Here is a 25,300-nt window from a genome sequence, read left to right as displayed (position 1 = left end):
CCGCCGGAAGGACCCCGGGCCGGTACCTTCCTGATCAGGGCGTCCGCCCGACCCGACCCGACCGAAGCGCGAGGCCAGAGCCAGTGGAGACCCAAGGCGGCATCACCGTTCAGCGGGCCCTCGAACTGCCGGGGCTGCGCGGCGGACTCCCCGAGGTGGTGTCCGGGGCCGACCGGCTCAGCCGTACGGTGCGCTGGGTGCACGCGGGCGAGGTCCCCAACATCGCCTCGCTGCTCAAGGGCGGCGAGCTGCTCCTCACCACCGGTCTGGGGCTCGGCACCCGTCCCGCCGAGCAGCGCGCCTTCGTCCGCAGGCTCGCCGACCGGGGCATCGCCGCCCTGGTGGTGGAGCTCGGTCCGCGTTTCAGCAGACTGCCCGCCTCGATAGTGGACGCCGCACGCGCCGCCGGGCTGCCGCTGGTCCAGCTGCACCGCGAGGTGCCGTTCGTGACGGTGACCGAGGAGATCCACACCGAGATCGTCAACGGTCACTACGCGCTCCTGCAGCAGGCCGAGGAGGTCCACCGGCGGTGCACGCAGGCGCTGCTGGGCGGCGGCGGAGTGCCCCAGGTGCTGGGCATCCTGGCGGATTTCACGGCCAACCCGGTGTTCCTGGAGACCGCCGACGGCCAGCTGCTGTACGCGGCGGGCACCGAGTCGGGGCCGGTCTCCGCCGATCCGCTCCAGGTCTGGGACGGGATGCGCGGTGGCCGGGCGGCCCGTGAGTCGCCGCCGGTCGGCGCGGTGCTGGCGGATGTGCCGGGCGGCGGCCCGGGGACGAATTCGGTACGGGCCAGGCTGGTGCTGCTGGCCGTGGACGGTCCGCTGGTGACGGTGCACCGGATGGCGGCGGAGCGTGCGGCGGGCCTGCTCGCCGTGGTGCTGATGCAGGCCCGCCAGGAGGAGGAGCTCGCGGCGCGCGGGCGGGGTGACTTCCTGACGGATCTGGCGGAGGGCCGGATCGCCCCCGAGGACGCCCCGGCGCAGGCCCGGGTGCTGGGCTTCAGGCCGGGCGAGATGCCGCTGCTGCCCGTGGTGATGCGGCTGGCCCCCGAGCTGTCCCCGTCCGGCAACTGGGCGCTGCTCGCCCGCGCGGTTTTGGAGGAGCTGTCCTCGGTGGGGGTGCCGGTGCTGCTCGGGGTGCGTCCGGTGGAGGGCCGGGTGCCACTGCTGCTGGCGCTGCGGACCGAGTCGGAGCGGACGGCGGTGGCCGAGCGGGTCGCCGCGGCGCTGCGGGCCGGGGTGGAGCGGGCCGGTCTGGAGCGGGCGGGTTCCCATCCCCCGGTCGTGGTGGTCGGGGTGGCGGGCAGCTGGGCGACGGCCGGCGCGGGGCTCCGGCACGCGGCGGAGACGGCCACGGCGGCACAGGGGCTCAGCGACCAACCCTGGTACGACGCCAGGCGCCTCGATATCGATCTGCTGCTCTGGCGGCTGCGGGACCACCCGGATCTCGCGGCGTTCGTCGAGCGGGCGATCGGCCCGCTGCGCGATCACGACCGCACCTCGCGTCCGCCGCTGCTGCCCACCCTGGAGACCTACCTCGCGCATGCGGGCCGCAAGGCGGAGACGGCGCGCGAGCTGCATCTGAACCGTCAGACGCTCTACAACCGGCTCGCTCGTATCGGTGAACTTCTCGGCACCGATCTGGACGACCCGCAGGCGGTGCTGGCCCTGAGCCTGGCCCTGCGCGCCCGCCGCCACACCTCGTAGCGGCCGGGTCGCACGCCACCACCTCAGCGGTTGCGGGCCACCGCCAGCGGCTGCGTCAACTCGTCGTACACGCTGAGCACTTGTGCGATCGTGTCGTCCTCGGTCGGCCAACTCGCCGCCTGCACAAGCCCTGCGGCGGCCAGCCGGTCCCGCTCCGCCGGGTCCCCGAGCAGCCGGGCCACCGCGCGGGCGAGCGCCTCCGCGTTCCCGTACGGCACGAGTTCGGCTGCCTCACCCACGAGTTCGGGCACCCCGCCGACCGCGGTGGCCACCAGCGGTACGCCGATCCGCAGCGCGTCCTGGGCCAGCAGCGAGCGGGCCTCCCAGCGGCTGGGCAGTACGGCCAGGTCGGCGGCGGCCAGCAGCTCGGTGACATCGGGGCGGCTGCCGGTCAGCACGACGGGCAGGTCCTCGGCCTTGATCCGGCGCTGCAACGCCGCCCGCTCGCGCCCCTCCCCCGCGATGACCAGCAGGGGCACGGTGTCCAGCCGCCGCCACGCACGCGCCGCGTCGAGCAGTGTGCCGAATCCGTGATGCGGCACCAGGCTGCCGACCGCCACGATCAACGGCCTCTCCACCGCGCCGAGTTCGGCCCGCATCTTGCCGTCGGACGGGGCGGCGGGGATGCGCGGCGGCGGCGTGGCGACGGCTGCGAGCCGGGCGTCACGCGCGCCGCGCCGCCTGGCCCGGTCGACCAGGTCCGAGGAGGCGCCGAGCACAACGGCCGCCGCGCGGGAGGCCCTTCGCTCCAGCAGGTGCAGCAGCCGGCGGCGGGCGCCCTCGGCGTGGGACCGGGTGTGCCAGGTGACGACCAGCGGGACGCGGCGGCCGCCGAGCGCCAGGGCGGCCCGTACGGCGGCGTTGAGTCCGTGCGCGTGGACCACGTCGGCGCCGGCGCAGGCACCGCGCAGCGCGGCGACGGCGGCAGGGTCACCACGTCTGGGGACGGGTGCGAAATGCGCCCCCGTCGCCGCGAAATCGTAGGTGCGGTCCAGTCCGGTGGGCGCGCAGACCGTGACCTGCACGCCTCTCGCGACCAGTCCGGCGGCCAGCGAGCCGACGTGGGCGCTGCTTCCCGCACTGCCTCCGCCCAGCACTTGGACCGTACGCAGCTGTGACACGTTGAATGGCTCCCGGGGCTGCCGAGTCGGCGGTGTGTACACGGCCAAGGATGCCAGTCCGCACGCACGTTCCGGCACGACCGGACCGTAACTCCGGTGCGCACCGCAACAAACCGGGCGTGGCGCACCACCCGCACGGGTGAAGATCACGGGACGCGCGCGGCGGAGCGAGCGGCCCGGCGGCCCGCCGAGGGGCGGCGGGGGCCCCTGCGGCCCGCCGGGCGGCCGCTATCCGTCCATGCGTGCGGTGGCGAGCAGTTCCTCGGCGTGGGCGCGGGCCGTCTCGGAGTCCTCCTGGCCCGCGAGCATCCGGGACAGCTCCCGTACCCGCTCCTCGCCCTCCAGGACGGTGACACCGCTCCTGGTCACCGAGCCGTCCACGGTCTTCTCGACCAGCAGCTGACGGTCGGCGAACGCGGCGACCTGGGGCAGGTGGGTGACGACCACGACCTGCGCGGACTTCGCGAGCTTCGCCAGCCGCCGCCCGACCTCGACGGCCGCCTTGCCGCCGACGCCCGCGTCGACCTCGTCGAAGAGGTAGGTGGGTACGGGGTCCGAACCGGCGAAGACCACCTCGACGGCGAGCATCACCCGGGACAGCTCACCGCCCGAGGCACCCTTGGCGATCGGGCGGGGCTGGGCGCCGGGGTGCGGGGCCAGCAGCAGTTCGACCTCGTCGGCGCCGGACGGCCCGTAGACCACGCCGCGCCCGCCGATGTCGATGCCCGAGGCCTCGTCGGCCGCCTCGGTCTGCCGGATGTCGAAGGAGACCCGGGCGTGCGGCATGGCGAGGGAGGCGAGCTCCGCGGTGACCGCCTCGGCGAAGAGCGCGGCCGCCGCCGTGCGGGCGTCGGTCAGCGCCTGGCCGAGTCCGGAGAGTTCGCCGCGCAGCGCGTCCCGCTCCGCGGTCAGCTCACCGATGCGGTCGTCGTCGCTCTCCAGCTCCATGAGCCGCGCGGCCCCCTCCTCGGCCCAGGCCAGCACGGCGGTGATGTCCTCGCCGTACTTGCGGGTGAGCGCGGTGAGCGCGGCGCGCCGCTCCTCGACCGCGGCGAGCCGCAGCGGGTCGGAGTCCAGCTGGTCGGCGTAGCCCGCGAGTTCGCCCGCGACGTCGGAGAGCAGGATGGAGATCTCACCGACCCGGTCCGCGAGCGCGGCGAGTGCCGGGTCGTGTGCCCGCACCCCTTCCAGCGCCTGCCCGGCCGCCGCCACGATGGTCGTCGCGTCGACCGCCTCCTGGTCCTCGGGGTTGCCGGCCAGCGCGGTGTGCGCGAGGGCGGCCGCGGAGGCGAGGGCGTCCGCGTGGCCGAGCCGCTGGGCCTCGGCGGCCAGCTCGGTGTCCTCACCGGGCAGCGGTTCGACGGCTGCGATCTCGTTCAGCCCAAAGCGCAGCAGGTCGGCTTCCTGGGCGCGTTCGCGGGCGCGCGTGGTCAGCTCGTCGAGTTCGCCGGCGACCTCCCGCAGCCGCCGGTAGGCCGCCGCGTAGGTGGTGTGCGGTACGGCGACTCCGTCGCCCGCGTACCGGTCCAGGGCCTGCCGCTGCCGGGCCGGCTTGAGCAGCCCCTGCTGGTCGGTCTGGCCGTGCACGGCGACGAGTTCGTCGGCGAGTTCGGCCAGCACGCCCACCGGCACGGATCTGCCGCCCAGATGGGCGCGGGAGCGCCCCTCGGCGGAAACGGTACGGCTGATCAGCAGCGCACCGTCCTCGATCTCCGCCCCGGCCTCCTCGGCCCGCAGCGCCGCCGCGTCGCCATCGGACACCGTGATCCGGCCCTCGACGACCGCCGCCTTCGCGCCGATCCGTACGAGGGCGGGGTCGGCGCGTCCGCCGAGCAGCAGCCCGAGGCTCGTGACGACCATGGTCTTGCCCGCGCCGGTCTCACCCGTCACGGCGGTGAAGCCGGGTGACAGCTCCACCACCGCGTCGTCGATGACTCCGAGCGACCGTATCCGCATCTCCTCCAACACGGACATGACCATACGAGGTTTCGTGGCCCGCGCGCACACGGGCTGGGGCCGGGACACCGGATCGGGTGGACGGGGCGGGTTCCCCGGGTGCCCGGTCCGGGGTCAGTGCGGCGCGCCCCGCCACCCCGACACCGGCAGCGCGAACTTGGCCACCAGCCGGTCCGTGAAGGACGCCTGGTGCAGCCGGGCCAGCCGGACGGGCACCGTGCCGCGCCGCACCTGGACACGGGCGCCGGCGGGCAGCTCGACGGTCCTGCGCCCGTCGCACCACAGCACCCCGTGCGGGGTGTGCGGCTGGACCTCCACGGCCAGCACCGACGTGGGCGAGGTCACCAGCGGCTTGGCGAACAGCGCGTGGGCGCTGATCGGGACCATCAGCAGCGCCTCGACCTCGGGCCACACGACGGGCCCGCCGGCCGAGAAGGCGTACGCGGTCGAGCCGGTCGGCGTCGCGCACACGATGCCGTCGCAGCCGAACCCGGTCACCGGCCGGCCGTCGATCTCCAGGACGACCTCCAGCATCCGCTCGGGCGACACCTTCTGCACGGCCGCCTCGTTGAGCGCCCAGTCGGTGTGGACGACGGTGCCGTTGCTGTGCACGACGACGTCGAGCGTCATGCGCTCCTCGACGGTGTACGCCCGGGTGACGACCCGGTCGACGACCTTGTCCAGGTCGTCGCGCTCCGCCTCCGCGAGGAAGCCGACCCGGCCGAGGTTGACGCCGAGCATGGGCACCCCGGAGGCGCGCGAGAGCTCCGCGCCGCGCAGCAGCGTCCCGTCCCCGCCGAGCACGATGAGCAGCTCGCAGCCGTTCAGCGGCTCGGGGGTGGCATCGGTGACCGTCTCGACGGACGGCGGCAGCGGCAGGTCGGCCGCCTCGGTCGCCAGCACCCGGACGCCCAGACCGTTGTGCAGCAGGCCCTGGACGACCAGCTCGGCGCTGCGGATCGCGGCCGGCCGGCCGGTGTGTGCCAGAAGAAAGACTGTTCGTGCCGTATTCGTCGTCAACGGGGCCCCTCCGCCACTGCACGGTCGACATCTGCGGGATCCAGCTCCGGTGCTCCGGCCCGCAGCCACAGAAAGTACTCGACATTCCCCGAGGGTCCGGGCAACGGGCTCGCCGTCACGCCCCGGACACCCAGGCCCAGCGCCCCGGCCCGGCGCGCCACCTCACGTACCGCCTCGGCCCGCAGCTCGGGGCTGCGCACCACCCCGCCGCTGCCGAGCCGCTCCTTGCCCACCTCGAACTGCGGTTTGACCATGAGGACCAGATCCGCGTCGGGGGCGGCGCAGCGCGCCAGGGCGGGCATGACGAGCCCCAGCGGGATGAACGACAGATCGCCCACCACCAGGTCGACGGCCCTGCCGTCGATCGCCTCCAGCGTCAGTTCCCGCACGTTGGTGCGGTCCTTGACGGTGACGCGTTCGTCGGACTGGAGCGACCAGGCGAGCTGCCCGTAGCCGACGTCCACGGCGACGACGTGCGCCGCCCCGGCCCGCAGCAGGACATCGGTGAACCCGCCGGTGGAGGCCCCGGCGTCCAGCGCCCGCCGCCCCTGCACCTTCAGCCCCAGGGGTGTGAAGGCGGCGAGGGCGCCCGCCAGCTTGTGGCCGCCCCGCGACACGTACTCGGGGTCGCTGTCGTCCTTGGTGACGACGACCGCGGCGCTCGTCTCGACCTGGGTGGCCGGTTTCGCCGCGGTGTTGCCGCCGACGGTCACCCGGCCTGCGGCGATCAGCTGGCTGGCATGCTCACGCGATCGGGCGAGCTTTCGGCGTACCAGCTCGGCGTCGAGGCGGCGACGGGCCACTCCTGCCACGTTCGGTTCAGCTCCTGTTGTCGTACGAGTTGTGGTGCGGGGCGTTGCGCGAGTTGTTGTGCGGTTCGATGTGCGCCGGCCCCGGGACGGGGACCGGCGCGGCGTCCAGCGCGGTCAGCGCCTCGCGCAGTCCGCGGTGTACATCCTCGTACACCTCGATGTGGCCGCCCGCCGGGAGGTGGTCGGCGTCGGCCAGACGCTCCAGTTCCGCGTCCACCCCGGCGTCGCCGGTGGGCGTGCGGACGACGCCGAGGGGCGCGGGGGCCTCCGGGTCGTGCGCGACCGCGGGGGGCGGCTCCTGCTGCGCGTCCTGCGGGATCTCCCCGGGCGCGGTTCCGGCGGCCGTCCCCGGCCCCGGCATCGAGTCGCTCATGCGGGAAACGCTACCCCGAGGCGCTGCGGTACCGTCGATCACGATGGCGACCATGGCGGAGTGCCGCAGCGCACTCGACAGACTTTCGGACAACCTCGCGGGGGCCGACGGCGACGTGCGCAGCGCGGCGTCCCTCGACCGTTCGCTGAGCTGTCACATCAAGGACCTCGACGTCACGTTCACCGGCCGGCTGGCCGGCGGCCGGATCCAGGTCCTGGACACCGTCGAGGGCCCACCCGCGGAGAAGGCCGAGATACGTCTCGCGATGACCGGGGACGATCTGGTGGCCCTGGTGAACGGCGAGCTGAACTTCGCCAAGGCGTGGGGCTCGGGCCGGGTGCGCCTGGAAGCCGGCTTCCGCGACCTCCTGAAACTCAGATCCCTGCTGTAACCAACCCGGAACCGTCCAGACCGAGCCCGGCAAATCAAGCCCGTCCGGCGCTTGAGGACGTCTTTCAAGCCCGTCCGGCGCTTGAGGGCAAGGCGTGGCCGAAGGTCACGCGCCCCCGCCCACCGCGACCCGCGCCCCCCGCACCCGCGCGGCCGGCACCACCAGCGGTGTCCCCGTCTGCGGGTCGGAGATCACCTGGCACCGCAGCCCGAACACCTGCTCCACCAGCTCCGCGGTGACGATCTCCTCGGGCACGCCCTCCGCGACGATCTCGCCCTCGCGCATCGCGATGAGATGCGTGGCGTACCGCGCGGCGTGGTTCAGGTCGTGCAGGACGGCCACCAGGGTGCGTCCCCGCGTCTCGTGCAGCTCGGCGCACAGGTCGAGCACGTCGATCTGGTGCTGGATGTCCAGGTACGTCGTCGGCTCGTCCAGCAGCAGCAGCGGCGTCTGCTGTGCCAGTGCCATCGCGATCCAGACCCGCTGCCGCTGCCCACCGGACAATTCGTCGACATAGCGATCACCGAGTTCACCGACGCCGGTCGACGCCATCGATTCCTCGACAATGCGTTCGTCCTCGGGCGACCACTGCCGCAGCAGCCCCTGGTGCGGGTAGCGCCCCCTGGCCACCAGATCCGCCACGGTGATGCCGTCGGGCGCGATCGAGGACTGGGGCAGCAGCCCCAGTGTCCTGGCGACCTTCTTCGCGGGCAGCCGGTGGATCGCCTGCCCGTCGAGCAGCACCTGGCCCCGGCTCGGCTTGAGCATCCGGGACAGCGCCCGCAGCAATGTCGACTTGCCGCAGGCGTTCGGGCCGACGATCACGGTGAACGAGTGGTCGGGTATCTCGACCGAGAGGTTCTCCGCGATGACCCGCTGGTCGTAGCCGAGGGTCACCGAGTCCGCGGTGAGGCGCTGCATGGTCGTACTCCGTGAGTCGGTCCGGGTGCTGGGGGGATGCGGGGCGGTTGAGGGCTTCGGGCGCCCGGCGGAGGAGTTCATATGCGGCCCGCCTTGCGCTCGGACACCAGGAGCCACAGCAGGTAGCAGCCGCCGAGCACACCGGTCACCACACCGACCGGAAGCTGCCGGTCGCCGAAGGCGTCGAGCGCGACCCAGTCGGCGACGAGCAGCAGGGCTGCGCCCATGAAGGTCGCGGCCACCAGGTTGGGTCCGGTCGAGCGGGTCAGCCGGCGGGCCAGTTGCGGGGCGCTGAGCGAGACGAACGCGATCGGCCCGGCGGCGGCCGTGGCGACGGCGACGAGCAGCACGGCCGAGCCCATCAGGACGAGCCGGGTGCGTTCGACCCGTACCCCGAGCGCGTACGCGGCGTCGTCGCCCATCTCCATCACCCGCAGGGCCCGGCCGTGCCCGAAGACCAGCGGAAGGAGCACGGCGCAGACCGCGAGCAGCGGCCAGACCTGCGCCCAGTCCCGCCCGTCGAGCGAGCCGGTCATCCAGACGACGGCCCGGGTGGCGTCGACGAGGTTGGCCTTGGTGATCAGGTACTGGGTCACGGCGGTCAGCATCGCGGCGGCGCCGATCCCGACCAGCACGAGCCGGAAGCCGTGCACCCCGCGCTTCCACGCCAGCAGGTAGACGGCCGCTCCGGTCAGCAGCCCGCCGGCCACCGCGCCGCCCGCGACCGCCGTCGCCCCGCCCTGGAACACCACGATCACGGTCAGCGCGCCGACCGTCGCGCCCTGGCCGAAGCCCAGCACATCGGGGCTGCCCAGCGGGTTGCGCGAGATGGTCTGGAAGACGGCGCCGCCCGCGCCGAGCGCCGCACCCACGAGGAGCCCCACCAGTACCCGGGGCAGCCGCAGGTCCGTGACGATGAACTCCTGCTGGAAGGTGCCGTGCCCGAAGAGGGTGGTGACGACCTCGCCCGGGGTCATGGAGAAGTCGCCGCTGCCGATGAGGACGACTCCCGCCGCCACCACCACCGCGGCGAGCAGCACGATCACCACGGAGGCCCGCACGTTCATCCGGAACGAGTACCCGCCGACCGTACGCACGGCCTTCACCGACCGGGCCGTCCCTGCGGCCCCCGGCTTCTCCTTCGTCGCCCTCACAGCTGGGACATCCTCTTGCGTCGTACGAGGTGGATGAAGACCGGCCCGCCGATCAGCGCGGTGACGATGCCGACCTGGAGCTCGGACGGACGGGCGACGATCCGGCCCACCACGTCCGCGCCGAGCAGCAGCACCGGGGAGAGCACGGCCGCGTACGGGAGGATCCACCGCATGTCGGGACCGGTGATCGCGCGCACCAGGTGCGGGATCATCAGCCCGATGAAGACGATCGGGCCGCAGGCGGCGGTCGCCGCCCCGCACAGCAGGGTGACGGCGAGCATGGCCAGGACCCGGGTCCTGGTCAGATGGGCGCCGAGGGCGCGTGCGGTGTCGTCGCCCATCTCCAGGGCGTTGAGCGGGCGGGCGATGAGCAGGGTGAGCACGACACCGACCGCGATGAACGGCCACACCTTGCCGACCGTCTCGGTGTTCGCGGAGGCCAGCGACCCGACGGTCCAGAACCGCAGCCGGTCCAGCGCCGCCGAGTCCAGCAGCTGTACGGCGTTGACGTACCCGTACAGCGCCGCGGTGACCGCGGTCCCGGCGAGCGCGAGCCGTACCGGGGTCGCGGACCGGCTGCCCCCGAGGAGGTACACGGCCACCGACACGGTCGCGGCGCCGGCGAAGGCGAACCAGACGTACCCGGTCAGCGAGGTGACGCCGAAGAAACTGATGGCGGAGACGACCGCCGCGGAGGCTCCCGCGTTGACGCCCAGCAGTCCCGGCTCGGCCAGCGGGTTACGGGTCAGCGCCTGCATCACCGCCCCGGCGAGGCCGAGAGCGCTGCCGACGATCAGCCCGAGGACGGTCCTGGGTATCCGCACCTTCCGCACCAGGACGTCGTCGCTGCTCCCGGCGTAGTGGAACAGGCCGTGCCAGACATCGGCGAGGGGCAGCGCCTTGGCGCCGATCCCGATACTCGCCAGGCACACCAGCACCAGGAGCGCCACGGCCACCAGGAGCCCTGCGGCTCTGACCGCGTGGCGCCTGGGGGGCGAGGCTTTGTCCGGTGCGGCTATCGGGCCTGCACTCGGTTCCGGGGGACTCTCAACGAACACGCCGGTTAGGTTAGCCTACCCTCCTGTGGCCTCGATCCGGCCTCCCACGCCCGTGCTCCGGCCCTTGCTCGGGCCCGCCCCGGACACCGCCGCCGCGATCACGGCCGCCCGCGCCGCGGCCAGCGAGCTCTCCGCCAGTGCGCGGAGGGGGGCCAGACCCGGGACCAGCCCGGCCATGGTCAGCTCCGCACCGACGAAACAGAGGTCCTCCGGGGCCACCCCCTTCTCACCGAAGTAGGCCCGCAGGTAGGGCGTCTGGAAGTCCCAGCCCTCCCGAGGGGTCCCCGGACCGTAGGCACCGCCCCGTGCGCTGATCACCACGACTCTCGTCCCCCGGAGCAGGCCGTCACCCGTCTCCGGGTCCGTGAGAGCGCCGGGAAAGCCCACCCGGTCGATCCACGCCTTCAGCGAGGCGGAGACCGAGTAGTTGTACATCGGGGCGCCGACCAGCAGCGTGTCCGCCTCCAGCAGTTCGGCGATCAGCGGGCGGGTGGACGACCACTCCCGCCGCTCGGCCTCACTCCCGATCAGCGCGTCCACTCCGTCCGGCGGGACGAGCCCGGTCCGCTCCGCCCTCCGGCCGAGCGAGCAGTAGGCGGTGCCCAGCGGCGGCACCGGGTCCGCGGCGAGGTCCCGGTACCGGTACCCGGCCGGTCCGTGCGCGCTCCGCCAGGTACGGGCGAACAGTGCGGTCAGCTGCCTGCTGACCGACTCCTCGGAGCGATGGGCGCTGGAATCCAGATGCAGCAAGGACGTCAAGGCTGCTCTCCTGTCACTTCGGTTGCGTCGCGTTCGTCAGGGAGGTGACGGAACAGCGCGGCGAAAGGTGACCGGTGGACGAGCGCGAGGCACTGGCGGAACACTTCGAGGCACAGCGCGGTCTGCTGCGCGCGGTGGCCCACCGCATGCTCGGCTCGCTGGACGAGGCCGAGGACGCGGTCCAGGAGGCCTGGCTGCGGCTGTGCCGGGTCGACGCCGGAGAGGTGGACAACCTCACCGGCTGGCTGCGGACCGTGGTGACCCGCATCTGCCTCGACATGCTGCGTACCCGCAGGTCGCGCAGGGAGGACCCGGCCGAGCACGACGTTCTCGACCAGGCCGCCAGGCCCGGCCTGGACAGTCCGCCGGAGGACGAGGCGGTGCTGGCCGACTCGGTGAGCCGCGCGCTGCTCGTGGTGCTGGACACACTGGACCCCGTCGAGCGCGTCGCGTTCGTGCTGCACGACATGTTCGCCGTGCCGTTCAGCGAGATCGCGCCCGTCGTGGACCGCACGCCGGGCGCCACGAAGAAGATCGCCAGCAGGGCACGTCACAAGGTGCGGGGCACTCCCTCGGTCCCGGCGGCCGAACTGGCCCGGCAGCATCAGGTCGTCTCGGCGTTCCTGGCCGCCGCGCGGGCCGGCGACCTCACCGCGGTCCTCGCGGTGCTGGCCCCCGATGTGGTGCGGCGGGCCGACCCCGTCGCGGTGCCGCCGGGCGGCACGGCCGTGGCCCGCGGCGCTCGAGCCGTCGCGGAGGGGACGGCCGTCCTCGCCCACCGGTCACGACTGGCCGAACCGGCGCTGGTCAACGGCATGGTGGGCCTCGTCGTGGCCCCGCGCGGCCGCCTGCTGTTCGCGCTCACCTTCACCATCGAGGACGACCGGATCACCGCCTACGACGTGGTCGCCGACCCCGCACGCCTGCGGCGGCTCGACCTCGCCGTCCTCGGCTGACGCGGGAACGGCGCCATCGACCGGATCAGTGCCGCTACAGCCCGAGCCTGGCCACGGCCTTGCCCGCGTCCAGCCCGCACGACCCGTCTCCGGCGTGCGACCACGCCGCCCCGCACAGGGCCCGCAGACCGTCGAGCGGCTCCCCGTCGCCCTCCAGCACGAGCTGCTCGCCCCGGACGGACGCCGTCCAGCCCCCGCAGCCGAATCCCTCGCCGACCGGAGTCACCTCGGGCTGCCCGGTGAGCAGTCCCCGCAGATCGGCGTCCACGTACGTCGGCCGGTGCTCCGGCTTCGCGGCCACCAGTTGCGACGCGTCAGCCACCCCGGTCAGCACCAGCAGCGAGTCGACACCGCCGTTGAACGCCCCCTCGATGTCGGTGTCGAGCCGGTCCCCGACCACCAGCGGCCGCTTCGCCCCGGTCCGCAGCACCGTCTCCCGGTGCATCGGCGGCAGCGGCTTCCCGGCGACCTGCGGCTCGGCACCCGTCGCGATCCGGACGACTTCCACGGCCGCCCCGTTGCCGGGCGCGATGCCCCGGGCGCTCGGGATGGTCAGGTCCGTGTTGGACGCGAACCACGGCAGCCCCCGGTTGACCGCGTGGGCGGCCTCGGCGAACCTGCTCCAGGTCATATCGGGCCCGCCGAACCCCTGCGCGACCGCCACCGGCTCGTCGTCCGCCGACTCCACCGGCAGCAGCCCGCGTTCCCGCAGCGCCACCCGCAGCCCCTCGCCCCCGATCACCAGCACCCGGGACCCGGACGGCAGCTGATCAGCGATCAGCCGGGCCACCGCCTGCGCCGAGGTGATCACGTCGGTGGCCTCGGCCGGCACCCCGAGCTCGGTCAGGTGCTCCGCCACCGCGTCCGGCGTCCGCAGCGCGTTGTTGGTGACGTAGGCCAGGTGCATTCCGCCCTCCCGCGCCGTGCCCAGCGCCTCGACCGCATGGTCGATCGCCTGCCCGCCCGCGTACACCACCCCGTCGAGATCGAGCAGAGCCGTGTCGTACGCCTCGTTCAACGCGGTGCTGATCCCGCTCGGCCTGGTCCTGCTCGCCTGACTCATATCCAGCGCTCCTCAATGCCTGTGTCTCCCCCGATCATCGCGCATCCCGGGACCGCACATACGATGCTGAAATGAACTCACGAGGCCCTGCGGACCAGGGACTGCGGCTGATTCCGTTCCGTGGACTGCGTTACGTCCCCGAGCTGGTCGGCAGCCTCTCCGCGGTGACCTCGCCCCCGTACGACGTCGTCGTGCGGCCCGACGGACTGCTCCACCTGGAATCGGCGGATCCGCACAACATCGTGCGCCTGATCCTCCCGCAGGCCGACACCGCGACCGCCCGTCACGAGCAGGCCGCCGCGACCCTGAACCGCTGGCTGGCCGAGGGAATCCTCGCCCCCGACCCCGAGCCCGCGCTCTACGTGTACGAGCAGCGCAACGGCGACATGCTGCAGCGCGGCGTCATCGGCGCGCTGGCACTCTCCGGCCCCGCCGACGGCATCGTGCTCCCGCACGAGGACGTGATGGCCGATGTCGTCGAGGACCGCGCCGATCTGATGCGGACCGCCGAGGCCCACCTAGAACCGCTGCTGCTGACCTACCGCAGCGACGGCGACGACGACACGGCGGGGGCGACCTCGGTGATCGAGCGGACGATCCACCGTCCGCCCCTGCTCGCCACCACCACCGAGGACGGCTTCAGTCACCGGATCTGGGCGCTCACCGACGCCTCGGAGCAGTCGGTGGTGCAGGCGGACCTGGCCCGTCGCCAGGCCCTGATCGCCGACGGCCACCACCGCTGGGCCACCTATCTCAGGCTTCAGCGGGAGCACGGTGCCCCGGGCCCGTGGGACTTCGGTCTGGTCCTCCTGGTCGACACGGCTCGCTACCCGCTCCGGGTGCGGTCCATCCACCGGCTGCTGCACGGGCTGCCGGTCGCCGACGCACTCGCCGCGCTCACCGGTCTCTTCCGCATCCGCGAGGTCGAGGGTCCGCTCCCCCGGGCGCTGGACGCCCTGTCGGGGGCGGCCGCCGAGGGCAACGCGTTCCTGCTCGCGGGCGACGGCCGGTTCCATCTGGTCGACCGCCCCGACGACGCCCTGCTGGCCCGCACCGTTCCGGCCGACCGGCCGGACGCCTGGCGCACCCTCGACGCGACGGTCCTGCACTCGGCGCTGATCGACCATGTGTGGCGGATCCCGGACGACCCGGCGCACATCGCGTACATCCACGACACCTCGGCCGCCGTCGAGCAGGCGGAACGCCACAACGCCACGGCGGTGCTGATGCATCCGGTACGCGAGGAGGTCGTCCGGGACCTGGCGCGTCAGGGCGTCACCATGCCCCGCAAGTCGACTTCCTTCGGCCCCAAGCCGGCCACGGGCCTGGTCCTGCGCAGCCTGCCTCTCGGCTGACCCCGGCCCGGAAACGCGGAAGAGGGCGGCACCCCGGCCGGGGTGCCGCCCTCTTCCGTGCGTTACGCCTTGACCGGACCGTCCTGGTCGTCGACCTCGTCCTCGTCGTCGTCGAGGTCGTCCTCGTCGTCGAGGTCGTCCGCGGTGGCGGCGGGGGCGGACGCGGGGGCGGGGGCGCCCTCGACGTCGTCGCCGAGGGCGTCGACGAACTCGACACCGTCCAGCTCGGCCATGCGGTCCGACGCGTCGGTCGAGCCGTCCTTGTCGGCCTCGAGGGCCTTCCCGAACCACTCGCGCGCCTCGTCCTCGCGCCCGGCGGCCAGCAGGGCGTCCGCGTACGCGTAGCGCAGTCGCGGCGTCCACGGGTGGACGGCGCTGGAGGCCAGCTCGGAACTCTGGAGAGTCACGATGGCGGCATCGATCTGCCCCATGTCCCGACGGGCTCCGGCAGCGACCAGCCGCATCTCGACCTGTCCGGCCTTGTCCAGCTTCTGGACCTCGGGCTCACCGGCCATGGCCATCGCCCGCTCCGGCCGGCCGAGGCCGCGCTCGCAGTCGGCCATGACCGGCCACAGCTCGACGGAGCCGGTCATCCGACGGGACGCCCGGAACTCCGCGAGTGCCTCCGCGTACTTCTGCGTGGCGTAGGCGGCGAAGCCCGCCGCCTCGCGGACGGCGGCGACGCGGGAGGCCAGGCGCAGGGCGATGCGCGAGTACGCGTACGCCTGCTCGGGGTCCTCGTCGAGCAGCCGGGCCACCATGACCAGGTTCCTGGCGACGTCCTCGGCGAGGGTCTTGGGCAGGCTCATCAGCTCCTGCCGGACGTCCTTGTCGATCTCGTGGCCGGTGACCTCGTCGGGGATCGGAAGCCGCTTGATCGGCTCGCGCTCACGCTCGTCCCGGCGCTCGTACCCGCCACGGTCGTCGCGGCCGCGGTAGCCACCCCGGTCGCCGTCGTCCCGCCGACCGCGGAAACCGCCGGAGGCGCCTCCCCGGCTGTCGTCACGACGCGGGGCACGGCTCCGGTCGCCACCACGGCTGTCGTCGCGCCGGAACCCACCGCCGGACGAACCGCCACGGTTGTCGTCGCGACGGAAGTTGCCGCCACTGCTGGGCCGGCTGTCGTCACGGCGGAAGCCACCGCCGGAGGAACCACCGCGGCTGTCATCGCGACGGAAGCCACCGCCGGTGCTGCCGCCCCGGTTGTCGTCGCGACGGAAGTTGCCACCACGGTTGTCATCGTCGCGACGCGGTCGCTCATCGCGACGCTCGAACCCTCCGCCCGGACGCCCACCACGGTCATCGTCCCGACGCGGAGCCCGGTCGTCGCGCCGGAACCCACCACCGGACGAACCGCCACGGTTGTCGTCGCGACGGAAGTTGCCGCCACCACTGCTGGGCCGGCTGTCGTCACGACGGAAGCCGCCACCGGAGGAACCACCGCGGCTGTCATCGCGACGGAAACCGCCACCGGTGCTGCCGCCACGGTTGTCGTCGCGGCGGAAGTTGCCACCACGGTTGTCATCGTCGCGACGCGGTCGCTCATCGCGACGCTCGAACCCGCCGCCCGAACGCCCACCACGGTCATCGTCCCGACGCGGAGCCCGGTCATCACGACGGAACCCACCACCGGACGAACCACCACGGTTGTCGTCGCGACGGAAGTTGCCGCCACCACTGCTCGGCCGACTGTCATCCCGACGGAAACCGCCACCGGAGGAACCGCCACGGCTGTCATCCCGGCGGAAACCACCGCCGGTGCTGCCGCCACGGTTGTCGTCGCGACGCGGCCCACGCGGCCGGTCATCGCGCCGCTCGAACCCGCCACCCGGACGCCCACCACGGTCATCGTCCCGACGCGGAGCCCGGTCATCACGACGGAACCCACCACCGGACGAACCACCACGGTTGTCGTCACGGCGGAAGTTGCCGCCACCACTGCTGGGCCGGCTGTCATCCCGGCGGAAGCCACCGCCGGTGCTGCCGCCACGGTTGTCGTCGCGACGGAAGCCACCGCCGGAGGAACCACCACGGCTGTCATCCCGGCGCGGCGCACGATCCCGGTCGCCACGGTTGTCGTCACGGCGGAAATTGCCGCCACCGCTGCTGGGCCGGCTGTCGTCACGGCGGAAGCCGCCACCGCTGTTGGTGGGCCGGCTGTCGTCACGCCGGCTTCCACCGCGGTCGTTGTCCCGGCGCTGGCCGCCTGACCGGTCGTCACGACCACCGCTGAAGCCGCCCCGGTCACCGCCGTCCCGGCGACGCGGCTCGCGCTCCGAACGATCGTCGGGAGAGTTGGTGGACATCGGTGGTGCTCCTGTCATCGGGTTCTACAGACATTCTCGCGCAGCCGGACTGCCGACGCGCTTCGGAAAAACAAAAAGGACCCTTGGTCCCAGCGTTGAACGCTGGGACCAAGGGTCCTTCAAAGATTGTTCGGCGGCGTCCTACTCTCCCACAGGGTCCCCCCTGCAGTACCATCGGCGCTGAAAGGCTTAGCTTCCGGGTTCGGAATGTAACCGGGCGTTTCCCTAACGCAATGACCACCGAAACCCTATCGGGTTCTAGCGAACAAGCACACTTTTCAATTAAGTAGTGAAGCTGTTCAACCGGTGCGATAACTGTTCGCAACCCGGGAACAACACAGTGGACGCGAGCAACTGAGGACAAGCCCTCGGCCTATTAGTACCAGTCAGCTCCACCCGTTACCGGGCTTCCACATCTGGCCTATCAACCCAGTCGTCTACTGGGAGCCTTAACCCTTCAAGAGGGTGGGAATACTCATCTCGAAGCAGGCTTCCCGCTTAGATGCTTTCAGCGGTTATCCTTTCCGAACGTAGCCAACCAGCCATGCCCTTGGCAGGACAACTGGCACACCAGAGGTTCGTCCGTCCCGGTCCTCTCGTACTAGGGACAGCCCTTCTCAATATTCCTACGCGCACAGCGGATAGGGACCGAACTGTCTCACGACGTTCTAAACCCAGCTCGCGTACCGCTTTAATGGGCGAACAGCCCAACCCTTGGGACCGACTCCAGCCCCAGGATGCGACGAGCCGACATCGAGGTGCCAAACCATCCCGTCGATATGGACTCTTGGGGAAGATCAGCCTGTTATCCCCGGGGTACCTTTTATCCGTTGAGCGACAGCGCTTCCACAAGCCACTGCCGGATCACTAGTCCCGACTTTCGTCCCTGCTCGACCCGTCGGTCTCACAGTCAAGCTCCCTTGTGCACTTACACTCAACACCTGATTGCCAACCAGGCTGAGGGAACCTTTGGGCGCCTCCGTTACTCTTTAGGAGGCAACCGCCCCAGTTAAACTACCCATCAGACACTGTCCCTGATCCGGATCACGGACCCAGGTTAGACATCCAGCACGACCAGAGTGGTATTTCAACGACGACTCCACAACCACTGGCGTGGCCGCTTCAAAGTCTCCCACCTATCCTACACAAGCCGAACCGAACACCAATATCAAACTATAGTAAAGGTCCCGGGGTCTTTCCGTCCTGCTGCGCGAAACGAGCATCTTTACTCGTAGTGCAATTTCACCGGGCCTATGGTTGAGACAGTCGAGAAGTCGTTACGCCATTCGTGCAGGTCGGAACTTACCCGACAAGGAATTTCGCTACCTTAGGATGGTTATAGTTACCACCGCCGTTTACTGGCGCTTAAGTTCTCAGCTTCGCCGACCCGAAAGTCAGCTAACCGGTCCCCTTAACGTTCCAGCACCGGGCAGGCGTCAGTCCGTATACATCGCCTTACGGCTTCGCACGGACCTGTGTTTTTAGTAAACAGTCGCTTCTCGCTGGTCTCTGCGGCCACCCCCAGCTCACGGAGTAAATCCGATCACCAGTGATGGCCCCCCTTCTCCCGAAGTTACGGGGGCATTTTGCCGAGTTCCTTAACCATAGTTCACCCGAACGCCTCGGTATTCTCTACCTGACCACCTGAGTCGGTTTAGGGTACGGGCCGCCATGAAACTCGCTAGAGGCTTTTCTCGACAGCATAGGATCATCCACTTCACCACAATCGGCTCGGCATCAGGTCTCAGCCTCAATGTGTGACGGATTTACCTACCACACGGCCTACACCCTTACCCCGGGAACTACCACCGCCCGGGTTGGACTACCTTCCTGCGTCACCCCATCGCTTACCTAGTACAAGTCTGGTTCGTCGGCTCCACCACTACCCTCAACTCCGAAGAGATCGGGCCGGCTTCACGGACTTAGCATCGCCTGATTCAGTATTGGGCGTTTCAAAGCGGGTACCGGAATATCAACCGGTTGTCCATCGACTACGCCTGTCGGCCTCGCCTTAGGTCCCGACTTACCCTGGGCAGATCAGCTTGACCCAGGAACCCTTAGTCAATCGGCGCACACGTTTCTCACGTGTGTATCGCTACTCATGCCTGCATTCTCACTCGTGAACCGTCCACAACTCGCTTCCGCGGCTGCTTCACCCGGCACACGACGCTCCCCTACCCATCCACACAGGCGTTGGCCCTATATGTGTGAATGACACGACTTCGGCGGTACGCTTGAGCCCCGCTACATTGTCGGCGCGGAATCACTTGACCAGTGAGCTATTACGCACTCTTTCAAGGGTGGCTGCTTCTAAGCCAACCTCCTGGTTGTCTCTGCGACTCCACATCCTTTCCCACTTAGCGTACGCTTAGGGGCCTTAGTCGATGCTCTGGGCTGTTTCCCTCTCGACCATGGAGCTTATCCCCCACAGTCTCACTGCCGTGCTCTCACTTACCGGCATTCGGAGTTTGGCTAAGGTCAGTAACCCGGTAGGGCCCATCGCCTATCCAGTGCTCTACCTCCGGCAAGAAACACACGACGCTGCACCTAAATGCATTTCGGGGAGAACCAGCTATCACGGAGTTTGATTGGCCTTTCACCCCTAACCACAGGTCATCCCCCAGGTTTTCAACCCTGGTGGGTTCGGTCCTCCACGAAGTCTTACCTCCGCTTCAACCTGCCCATGGCTAGATCACTCCGCTTCGGGTCTTGAGCGCGCTACTAAATCGCCCTATTCGGACTCGCTTTCGCTACGGCTTCCCCACACGGGTTAACCTCGCAACACACCGCAAACTCGCAGGCTCATTCTTCAAAAGGCACGCAGTCACGACGCACCGAGTAAACTCGGCGCGCGACGCTCCCACGGCTTGTAGGCACACGGTTTCAGGTACTATTTCACTCCGCTCCCGCGGTACTTTTCACCATTCCCTCACGGTACTATCCGCTATCGGTCACCAGGGAATATTTAGGCTTAACGGGTGGTCCCGCCAGATTCACACGGGATTTCTCGGGCCCCGTGCTACTTGGGTGTCTCTTAAACGAGCCGTTAATGTTTCAGCTACGGGGGTCTTACCCTCTACGCCGGACCTTTCGCATGTCCTTCGCCTACATCAACGGTTTCTGACTCGTCTCACAGCCGGCAGACCGTGAAAAAGAGATCCCACAACCCCGCATGCGCAACCCCTGCCGGGTATCACACGCATACGGTTTGGCCTGATCCAGTTTCGCTCGCCACTACTCCCGGAATCACGGTTGTTTTCTCTTCCTGAGGGTACTGAGATGTTTCACTTCCCCTCGTTCCCTCCACACTGCCTATGTGTTCAGCAGCGGGTGACAGCCCATGACGACTGCCGGGTTTCCCCATTCGGACACCCCCGGATCAAAGCTTGGTTGACAGCTCCCCGGGGCCTATCGTGGCCTCCCACGTCCTTCATCGGTTCCTGGTGCCAAGGCATCCACCGTGCGCCCTTAAAAACTTGGCCACAGATGCTCGCGTCCACTGTGCAGTTCTCAAGCAACGACCAGCCACCCATCACCCCATCCTTACCGGATGAGTTCACTGGGGCCGGCGTTTGAAGGCGACCTTGCGGCCATACCTTCAGACACCCAACAGCGTGCCCAGTACCCGTAATTCAACCGGTTCGTTTTCCACGCTCCGAGGAGCAGTACTTACGACCCGGCAGAACCACCGGTACTGAATAGTCAACGTTCCACCCATGAGCAACCAGCACCGAACATTCGCCGGTGTACTGGCCTCTGACCAAAGCCCGTAGACCCTGGTAAGAAGTGCTCCTTAGAAAGGAGGTGATCCAGCCGCACCTTCCGGTACGGCTACCTTGTTACGACTTCGTCCCAATCGCCAGTCCCACCTTCGACAGCTCCCTCCCACAAGGGGTTGGGCCACCGGCTTCGGGTGTTACCGACTTTCGTGACGTGACGGGCGGTGTGTACAAGGCCCGGGAACGTATTCACCGCAGCAATGCTGATCTGCGATTACTAGCAACTCCGACTTCATGGGGTCGAGTTGCAGACCCCAATCCGAACTGAGACCGGCTTTTTGAGATTCGCTCCGCCTCGCGGCATCGCAGCTCATTGTACCGGCCATTGTAGCACGTGTGCAGCCCAAGACATAAGGGGCATGATGACTTGACGTCGTCCCCACCTTCCTCCGAGTTGACCCCGGCAGTCTCCTGTGAGTCCCCATCACCCCGAAGGGCATGCTGGCAACACAGAACAAGGGTTGCGCTCGTTGCGGGACTTAACCCAACATCTCACGACACGAGCTGACGACAGCCATGCACCACCTGTATACCGACCACAAGGGGGGCACCATCTCTGATGCTTTCCGGTATATGTCAAGCCTTGGTAAGGTTCTTCGCGTTGCGTCGAATTAAGCCACATGCTCCGCTGCTTGTGCGGGCCCCCGTCAATTCCTTTGAGTTTTAGCCTTGCGGCCGTACTCCCCAGGCGGGGAACTTAATGCGTTAGCTGCGGCACCGACGACGTGGAATGTCGCCAACACCTAGTTCCCAACGTTTACGGCGTGGACTACCAGGGTATCTAATCCTGTTCGCTCCCCACGCTTTCGCTCCTCAGCGTCAGTAATGGCCCAGAGATCCGCCTTCGCCACCGGTGTTCCTCCTGATATCTGCGCATTTCACCGCTACACCAGGAATTCCGATCTCCCCTACCACACTCTAGCCTGCCCGTATCGACTGCAGACCCGGGGTTAAGCCCCGGGCTTTCACAACCGACGCAACAAGCCGCCTACGAGCTCTTTACGCCCAATAATTCCGGACAACGCTTGCGCCCTACGTATTACCGCGGCTGCTGGCACGTAGTTAGCCGGCGCTTCTTCTGCAGGTACCGTCACTTTCGCTTCTTCCCTGCTGAAAGAGGTTTACAACCCGAAGGCCGTCATCCCTCACGCGGCGTCGCTGCATCAGGCTTTCGCCCATTGTGCAATATTCCCCACTGCTGCCTCCCGTAGGAGTCTGGGCCGTGTCTCAGTCCCAGTGTGGCCGGTCGCCCTCTCAGGCCGGCTACCCGTCGTCGCCTTGGTAGGCCATTACCCCACCAACTAGCTGATAGGCCGCGGGCTCATCCTTCACCGCCGGAGCTTTTAACCTTCCCCCATGAGAGGGAAAGTATTATCCGGTATTAGACCCCGTTTCCAGGGCTTGTCCCAGAGTGAAGGGCAGATTGCCCACGTGTTACTCACCCGTTCGCCACTAATCCACCCCGAAGGGCTTCATCGTTCGACTTGCATGTGTTAAGCACGCCGCCAGCGTTCGTCCTGAGCCAGGATCAAACTCTCCGTGAATGTTTTCCCGTAATCGGGACCACACCACGAGAGCGGAACAGTCGAGTCGGAATAAGACCGACTGTTCACTGTGTCCTCGCTATGTGCATTGCCTGGTAGAACCACTAGTGTGGTCTGCCAGGACTTTCAAAGGAACCTCGAACCTACCGAAGTAGGTCGGGGTATCAACGTATCTGGCGTTGACTTTTGGCACGCTGTTGAGTTCTCAAGGAACGGACGCTTCCTTTGTACTCACCGCAGAACATTTTCTGCGACTTTCCTCCGGGCGCTTCCCTTCGGTCTTGCGTTTCCGACTCTATCAGACTCTTTCGTGTCCGATTCCCGGTCGAAGCGGGATTGCTTTCGAGGAATTCGCTTTCGCGCTTTCCCTTTCGGCGTGTTCACTACTTTAGCCGATTCCCCCGGTGACTCATAATCGAGTCAGTGGAACGTATTTCGGCATGCCGAAATACGCACCCGCTGGGGTGTGTCGTAGGTAGTGGTTGGCCGCTTCGAGTTGCCCGGCATCAGGTCCGAAGGACCAGACCGTTGGCTGTACCCGTGTCAAGCGGCTCGGACTACATTAGGTGCCCCGCATGGGCGAGTCAAGTTGACCTGCGCCGTGGTGTGTGTGCCCGGTAGGGGCTCACCGTGGGGTCGCCGTCGACCCAGAACCGCCACGGGTGGGTGGCCCCGTCACCGCCCACTCCGGTGCGCGGACCGTTGCGTACCTGGTCGCGGGGTGGCGGGGTGCCGTGCAGTACGGAGAGGACCGCACCGGGGCGGGCGATGGCGTCGGTGCCGTCGAGCGCGCGGTCGATGTCGAGGGCCGTCGCGAGCCGGGCCGGCCCTTTGGCCAGTTCTCGGTCATTGCGGGCCGAGAGTCGACGTTTACGGGTGAGGTCGGCACCGGTGATGATGTCGCCCGCTCTCAGCAGCACACCGCTCGCCATGCCCTCCGGGCCGCACACCAGGTTGAGGCAGTGCCACATGCCGTAGGTGAAGTAGACGTACGCGTGGCCGGGCGGCCCGTACATCACACCGTTGCGCGCGGTCCGGCCGCGGAAGGCGTGCGAACCGGGGTCGATCTCCCCCGCGTAGGCCTCCACCTCGGTGAGGCGCACTTCGATGGGGCCGTCCGGCGTACTGCGGACCAGCGTCCGTCCCAGCAGGTCCGGCGCCACGTCCAGTACGGGGCGGTCGAAGAAATCCCGCGTCAGCGGCGTACGTTCCTGGCCCTTGGTCATGGAGTCCGAGGCTACCGGGAACCGACTACGGTCATGGCGCGTATGTAGGGGTCAGGACCTAGGAGGAGAAATCATGGGCTTCAAGCGGCTGCTCGCGAGCATGGGTGCCGGCGGTGCCTCGGTGGAGACGGAGCTGACCGAGCTCAACGTCGTACCGGGTGGGGTCGTCCAGGGCGAGGTGCGGGTCCAGGGCGGATCGGTGGACCAGCAGATCGAGGGACTCTCCGTCGGGCTGCAGGCCCGGGTCGAGGTCGAGGGCCAGGAGCAGGAGACCAAGCAGGACATCGAGTTCACCAGGCTGCGGCTCGGCGGCGCCTTCGAGGTGCGGGCGGGCGCGGTGCACGTCGTGCCGTTCGGGCTGGAGATCCCCTGGGAGACGCCGATCACGATGTTCGCGGGCCAGCACCTGCACGGCATGAACATCGGGGTGACCACGGAGCTGGAGATCGCACGGGCGCTGGACTCCGGGGACCTGGACCCGATCAACGTGCACCCGCTGCCGGCCCAGCAGGCGATCCTGGACGCCTTCGGGCAGCTGGGCTTCGGCTTCCGCAGCGCCGACATGGAACGCGGTCACATTCGCGGGACGCGTCAGCGGCTGCCCTTCTACCAGGAGATCGAGTTCTTCCCGCCGTCGCAGTACCGGGGGCTGAACCAGGTCGAGCTGACGTTCGTCGCGGACGACCGCGAGATGGACGTCGTGCTGGAGATGGACAAGAAGCCGGGCCTCTTCAGTGAGGGCAGCGACTCCTACCGTGCCTTCAAGGTGGGTCTGAACGACTACCAGGGGACCGACTGGGCGGCCTACCTGAATCAGTGGCTCGCCCAGGTCGGCGGTCAGCGCAACTGGCTCTAGGGTCGGTGGGGAGACCCCCGATACCGGAACCACTACAGGAGAGGTGCTGACGTGACCGAGCCGAAGAGGGCGCCGTTGCCGCACGACTTCCATCCCGAGGTCCCCTCGTTCACCGTGGTGAGCGAGGACCTCGAACCGGGGGCCGTGCTTGCGGACGCACAGGTGCAGGCGGCCGGGGACACCTCGCCGCAGCTGCGGTGGGACGGGTTCCCGGCGGGTACGAAGAGTTTCGCCGTGACGTGCTTCGACCCGGACGCTCCTACCGGCAGCGGGTTCTGGCACTGGGTGCTCTTCGACATCCCGGCGTCGGTCACGGAGCTGCCGGCGGGTGCGGGCGGCGGCGCGTTCGAGGGGCTGCCCCCGGGCGCCGTGCACGTCCGCAACGACTACGGGTCGAAGGAGTTCGGCGGCGCCGCGCCGCCGCCCGGCGAGAATCACCGGTACGTGTTCACCGTGTACGCGGTGGACAGCGAGAAGCTCGGTCCGGACAGCGACGCGTCGCCCGCCGTGGTCGGTTTCAATCTGCGTTTCCACACGCTGGGCCGAGCCCAGCTGATCGGTGAGTACGCCGAGCCTGCCTGAAGCCCGCAAAGTCGATAGTTCCCCCTGTTTGCCCTGCCCTGGTCCTGGAGAGATCAGGGCAGGGCACTTTTTATTGCGTTGTCCATTGCGGCCTGCCCGGCCAGAGTTGATCCGGGCCTGCCAGGCGGCGGGCGGCACACGGGAGGTGGGCGGGATGCGGGACACGCTGGTACTGAATGCGAGCTTCGAGCCTCTGTCGACGGTGACGCTGAACCGTGCGGTGGTGCTGATTCTGCAGGACAAGGCCGTCGTCGAGCAGTCGCATCCCGGCCTCCGTATGCGCGGTGCCGCTGTGGACATTCCGGTGCCGAGGGTGATCAGGCTCTGCCGGTACGTGAGGGTGCCGTTCCGAAGACACG

General features: G+C 69.1%; 19 protein-coding genes, 3 rRNA genes and 1 pseudogene. 8 read left to right on the top strand and 15 right to left on the bottom strand.

The features are described from left to right. Positions 1–83 precede the first annotated feature (83 nt). The gene (locus tag EDD93_RS26455) at positions 84–1,709 is read left to right on the top strand and encodes a PucR family transcriptional regulator (protein WP_123528015.1); all 1,626 of its coding nucleotides are present in this window, start codon (positions 84–86) and stop codon (positions 1,707–1,709) included. 23 nt (positions 1,710–1,732) lie between these two features. On the opposite strand, the gene EDD93_RS26450 is transcribed toward EDD93_RS26455, so the two are convergent. The 5 genes from EDD93_RS26450 to EDD93_RS26430 all read right to left on the bottom strand — a co-directional run bounded on the left by EDD93_RS26450 (position 1,733) and on the right by EDD93_RS26430 (position 6,991). Next, complete coding sequence (locus EDD93_RS26450; protein WP_123528014.1) at positions 1,733–2,830, bottom strand: glycosyltransferase family 4 protein; 1,098 nt, start codon at positions 2,828–2,830, stop codon at positions 1,733–1,735. 228 nt (positions 2,831–3,058) lie between these two features. Then, positions 3,059–4,804, bottom strand: a complete 1,746-nt coding sequence (recN, locus tag EDD93_RS26445) for a DNA repair protein RecN (protein WP_185092530.1) — start codon at positions 4,802–4,804, stop codon at positions 3,059–3,061. A 96-nt stretch (positions 4,805–4,900) separates the two neighbouring features. Then, positions 4,901–5,806, bottom strand: a complete 906-nt coding sequence (locus EDD93_RS26440; RefSeq protein ID WP_123528012.1) for an NAD kinase — start codon at positions 5,804–5,806, stop codon at positions 4,901–4,903. Further along, positions 5,803–6,618 (bottom strand): TlyA family RNA methyltransferase, encoded by an 816-nt coding sequence (locus EDD93_RS26435; RefSeq protein ID WP_123528011.1) that lies wholly within the window; start codon positions 6,616–6,618, stop codon positions 5,803–5,805. The genes EDD93_RS26440 and EDD93_RS26435 overlap by 4 nt, the downstream gene beginning before the upstream one ends. Positions 6,619–6,625: 7 nt before the next feature. Then, entirely contained in the window at positions 6,626–6,991 is a 366-nt protein-coding gene (locus tag EDD93_RS26430; protein WP_260255958.1) for a hypothetical protein, read from the bottom strand. A 43-nt stretch (positions 6,992–7,034) separates the two neighbouring features. Between EDD93_RS26430 and EDD93_RS26425 the strand changes: the two genes are divergently transcribed. Continuing rightward, positions 7,035–7,382: an SCP2 sterol-binding domain-containing protein gene (locus EDD93_RS26425; protein ID WP_024494660.1), complete on the top strand. Its 348-nt coding sequence runs from the start codon at positions 7,035–7,037 to the stop codon at positions 7,380–7,382. A gap of 105 nt (positions 7,383–7,487) precedes the next feature. Here EDD93_RS26425 and EDD93_RS26420 read toward each other — a convergent pair whose 3' ends face one another. From EDD93_RS26420 to EDD93_RS26405, 4 genes are all read right to left on the bottom strand, one after another. Next, complete coding sequence (locus EDD93_RS26420; protein ID WP_123528010.1) at positions 7,488–8,303, bottom strand: ABC transporter ATP-binding protein; 816 nt, start codon at positions 8,301–8,303, stop codon at positions 7,488–7,490. 77 nt (positions 8,304–8,380) lie between these two features. Further along, entirely contained in the window at positions 8,381–9,370 is a 990-nt protein-coding gene (locus tag EDD93_RS26415) for an iron chelate uptake ABC transporter family permease subunit (protein ID WP_260256029.1), read from the bottom strand. Between the two features lie 83 nt (positions 9,371–9,453). Beyond that, complete coding sequence (locus tag EDD93_RS26410; RefSeq protein WP_123528008.1) at positions 9,454–10,413, bottom strand: iron ABC transporter permease; 960 nt, start codon at positions 10,411–10,413, stop codon at positions 9,454–9,456. Between the two features lie 117 nt (positions 10,414–10,530). Continuing rightward, a complete protein-coding gene (locus EDD93_RS26405) occupies positions 10,531–11,274 on the bottom strand; it encodes an FMN-dependent NADH-azoreductase (protein WP_123528007.1) in 744 nt (247 codons plus the stop codon). Positions 11,275–11,348: 74 nt separating this feature from the next. Between EDD93_RS26405 and EDD93_RS26400 the strand changes: the two genes are divergently transcribed. Beyond that, on the top strand, positions 11,349–12,230 hold the full coding sequence (locus tag EDD93_RS26400) for a sigma-70 family RNA polymerase sigma factor (protein WP_123528006.1): 882 nt from the start codon (positions 11,349–11,351) through the stop codon (positions 12,228–12,230). A gap of 34 nt (positions 12,231–12,264) precedes the next feature. On the opposite strand, the gene EDD93_RS26395 is transcribed toward EDD93_RS26400, so the two are convergent. Further along, the gene (locus EDD93_RS26395; RefSeq protein ID WP_123528005.1) at positions 12,265–13,293 is read right to left on the bottom strand and encodes an HAD-IIA family hydrolase; all 1,029 of its coding nucleotides are present in this window, start codon (positions 13,291–13,293) and stop codon (positions 12,265–12,267) included. 71 nt (positions 13,294–13,364) lie between these two features. On the opposite strand from EDD93_RS26395, the gene EDD93_RS26390 reads away from it, so the two are divergent. Then, the gene (locus EDD93_RS26390) at positions 13,365–14,648 is read left to right on the top strand and encodes a DUF1015 domain-containing protein (RefSeq protein WP_123528004.1); all 1,284 of its coding nucleotides are present in this window, start codon (positions 13,365–13,367) and stop codon (positions 14,646–14,648) included. 62 nt (positions 14,649–14,710) lie between these two features. Here the strand turns inward: EDD93_RS26390 and EDD93_RS39945 are convergent, their stop codons facing one another. Beyond that, positions 14,711–15,457, bottom strand: a complete 747-nt coding sequence (locus EDD93_RS39945; protein WP_123528003.1) for a tetratricopeptide repeat protein — start codon at positions 15,455–15,457, stop codon at positions 14,711–14,713. Between the two features lie 30 nt (positions 15,458–15,487). Here EDD93_RS39945 and EDD93_RS40715 point away from each other — a divergent pair, with 30 nt between their 5' ends. Further along, a complete protein-coding gene (locus EDD93_RS40715; RefSeq protein ID WP_221217359.1) occupies positions 15,488–16,858 on the top strand; it encodes a hypothetical protein in 1,371 nt (456 codons plus the stop codon). Positions 16,859–17,082: 224 nt separating this feature from the next. On the opposite strand, the gene rrf is transcribed toward EDD93_RS40715, so the two are convergent. The 4 genes from rrf to EDD93_RS26355 form a co-directional block, all read right to left on the bottom strand. Next, positions 17,083–17,199, bottom strand: a 5S ribosomal RNA gene (gene rrf / locus EDD93_RS26375). A gap of 111 nt (positions 17,200–17,310) precedes the next feature. Then, a 23S ribosomal RNA gene (locus EDD93_RS26370) occupies positions 17,311–20,436 on the bottom strand. Between the two features lie 315 nt (positions 20,437–20,751). Then, a 16S ribosomal RNA gene (locus EDD93_RS26365) occupies positions 20,752–22,277 on the bottom strand. The 16S, 23S and 5S rRNA genes sit together here, the layout of an rRNA operon. Positions 22,278–22,861: 584 nt before the next feature. After that, positions 22,862–23,503, bottom strand: coding sequence for a DNA-3-methyladenine glycosylase (locus EDD93_RS26355; RefSeq protein WP_123528001.1), 642 nt, complete (start codon positions 23,501–23,503; stop codon positions 22,862–22,864). Between the two features lie 73 nt (positions 23,504–23,576). Between EDD93_RS26355 and EDD93_RS26350 the strand changes: the two genes are divergently transcribed. The 3 genes and pseudogenes from EDD93_RS26350 to EDD93_RS26340 all read left to right on the top strand — a co-directional run. Then, positions 23,577–24,359 (top strand): sporulation protein, encoded by a 783-nt coding sequence (locus tag EDD93_RS26350; protein ID WP_123528000.1) that lies wholly within the window; start codon positions 23,577–23,579, stop codon positions 24,357–24,359. Positions 24,360–24,410: 51 nt separating this feature from the next. Beyond that, complete coding sequence (locus tag EDD93_RS26345) at positions 24,411–24,941, top strand: YbhB/YbcL family Raf kinase inhibitor-like protein (RefSeq protein ID WP_123526888.1); 531 nt, start codon at positions 24,411–24,413, stop codon at positions 24,939–24,941. Positions 24,942–25,095: 154 nt separating this feature from the next. After that, positions 25,096–25,300: pseudogene (locus EDD93_RS26340) on the top strand (HNH endonuclease); the annotation flags it as partial.

Origin of the sequence: Streptomyces sp. 840.1 (assembly GCF_003751445.1) — a bacterium.
Taxonomy (GTDB): domain Bacteria; phylum Actinomycetota; class Actinomycetes; order Streptomycetales; family Streptomycetaceae; genus Streptomyces.
Note: the sequence above shows the minus strand (reverse complement) of the source record. Positions and strands in the feature narration are given on the sequence as shown.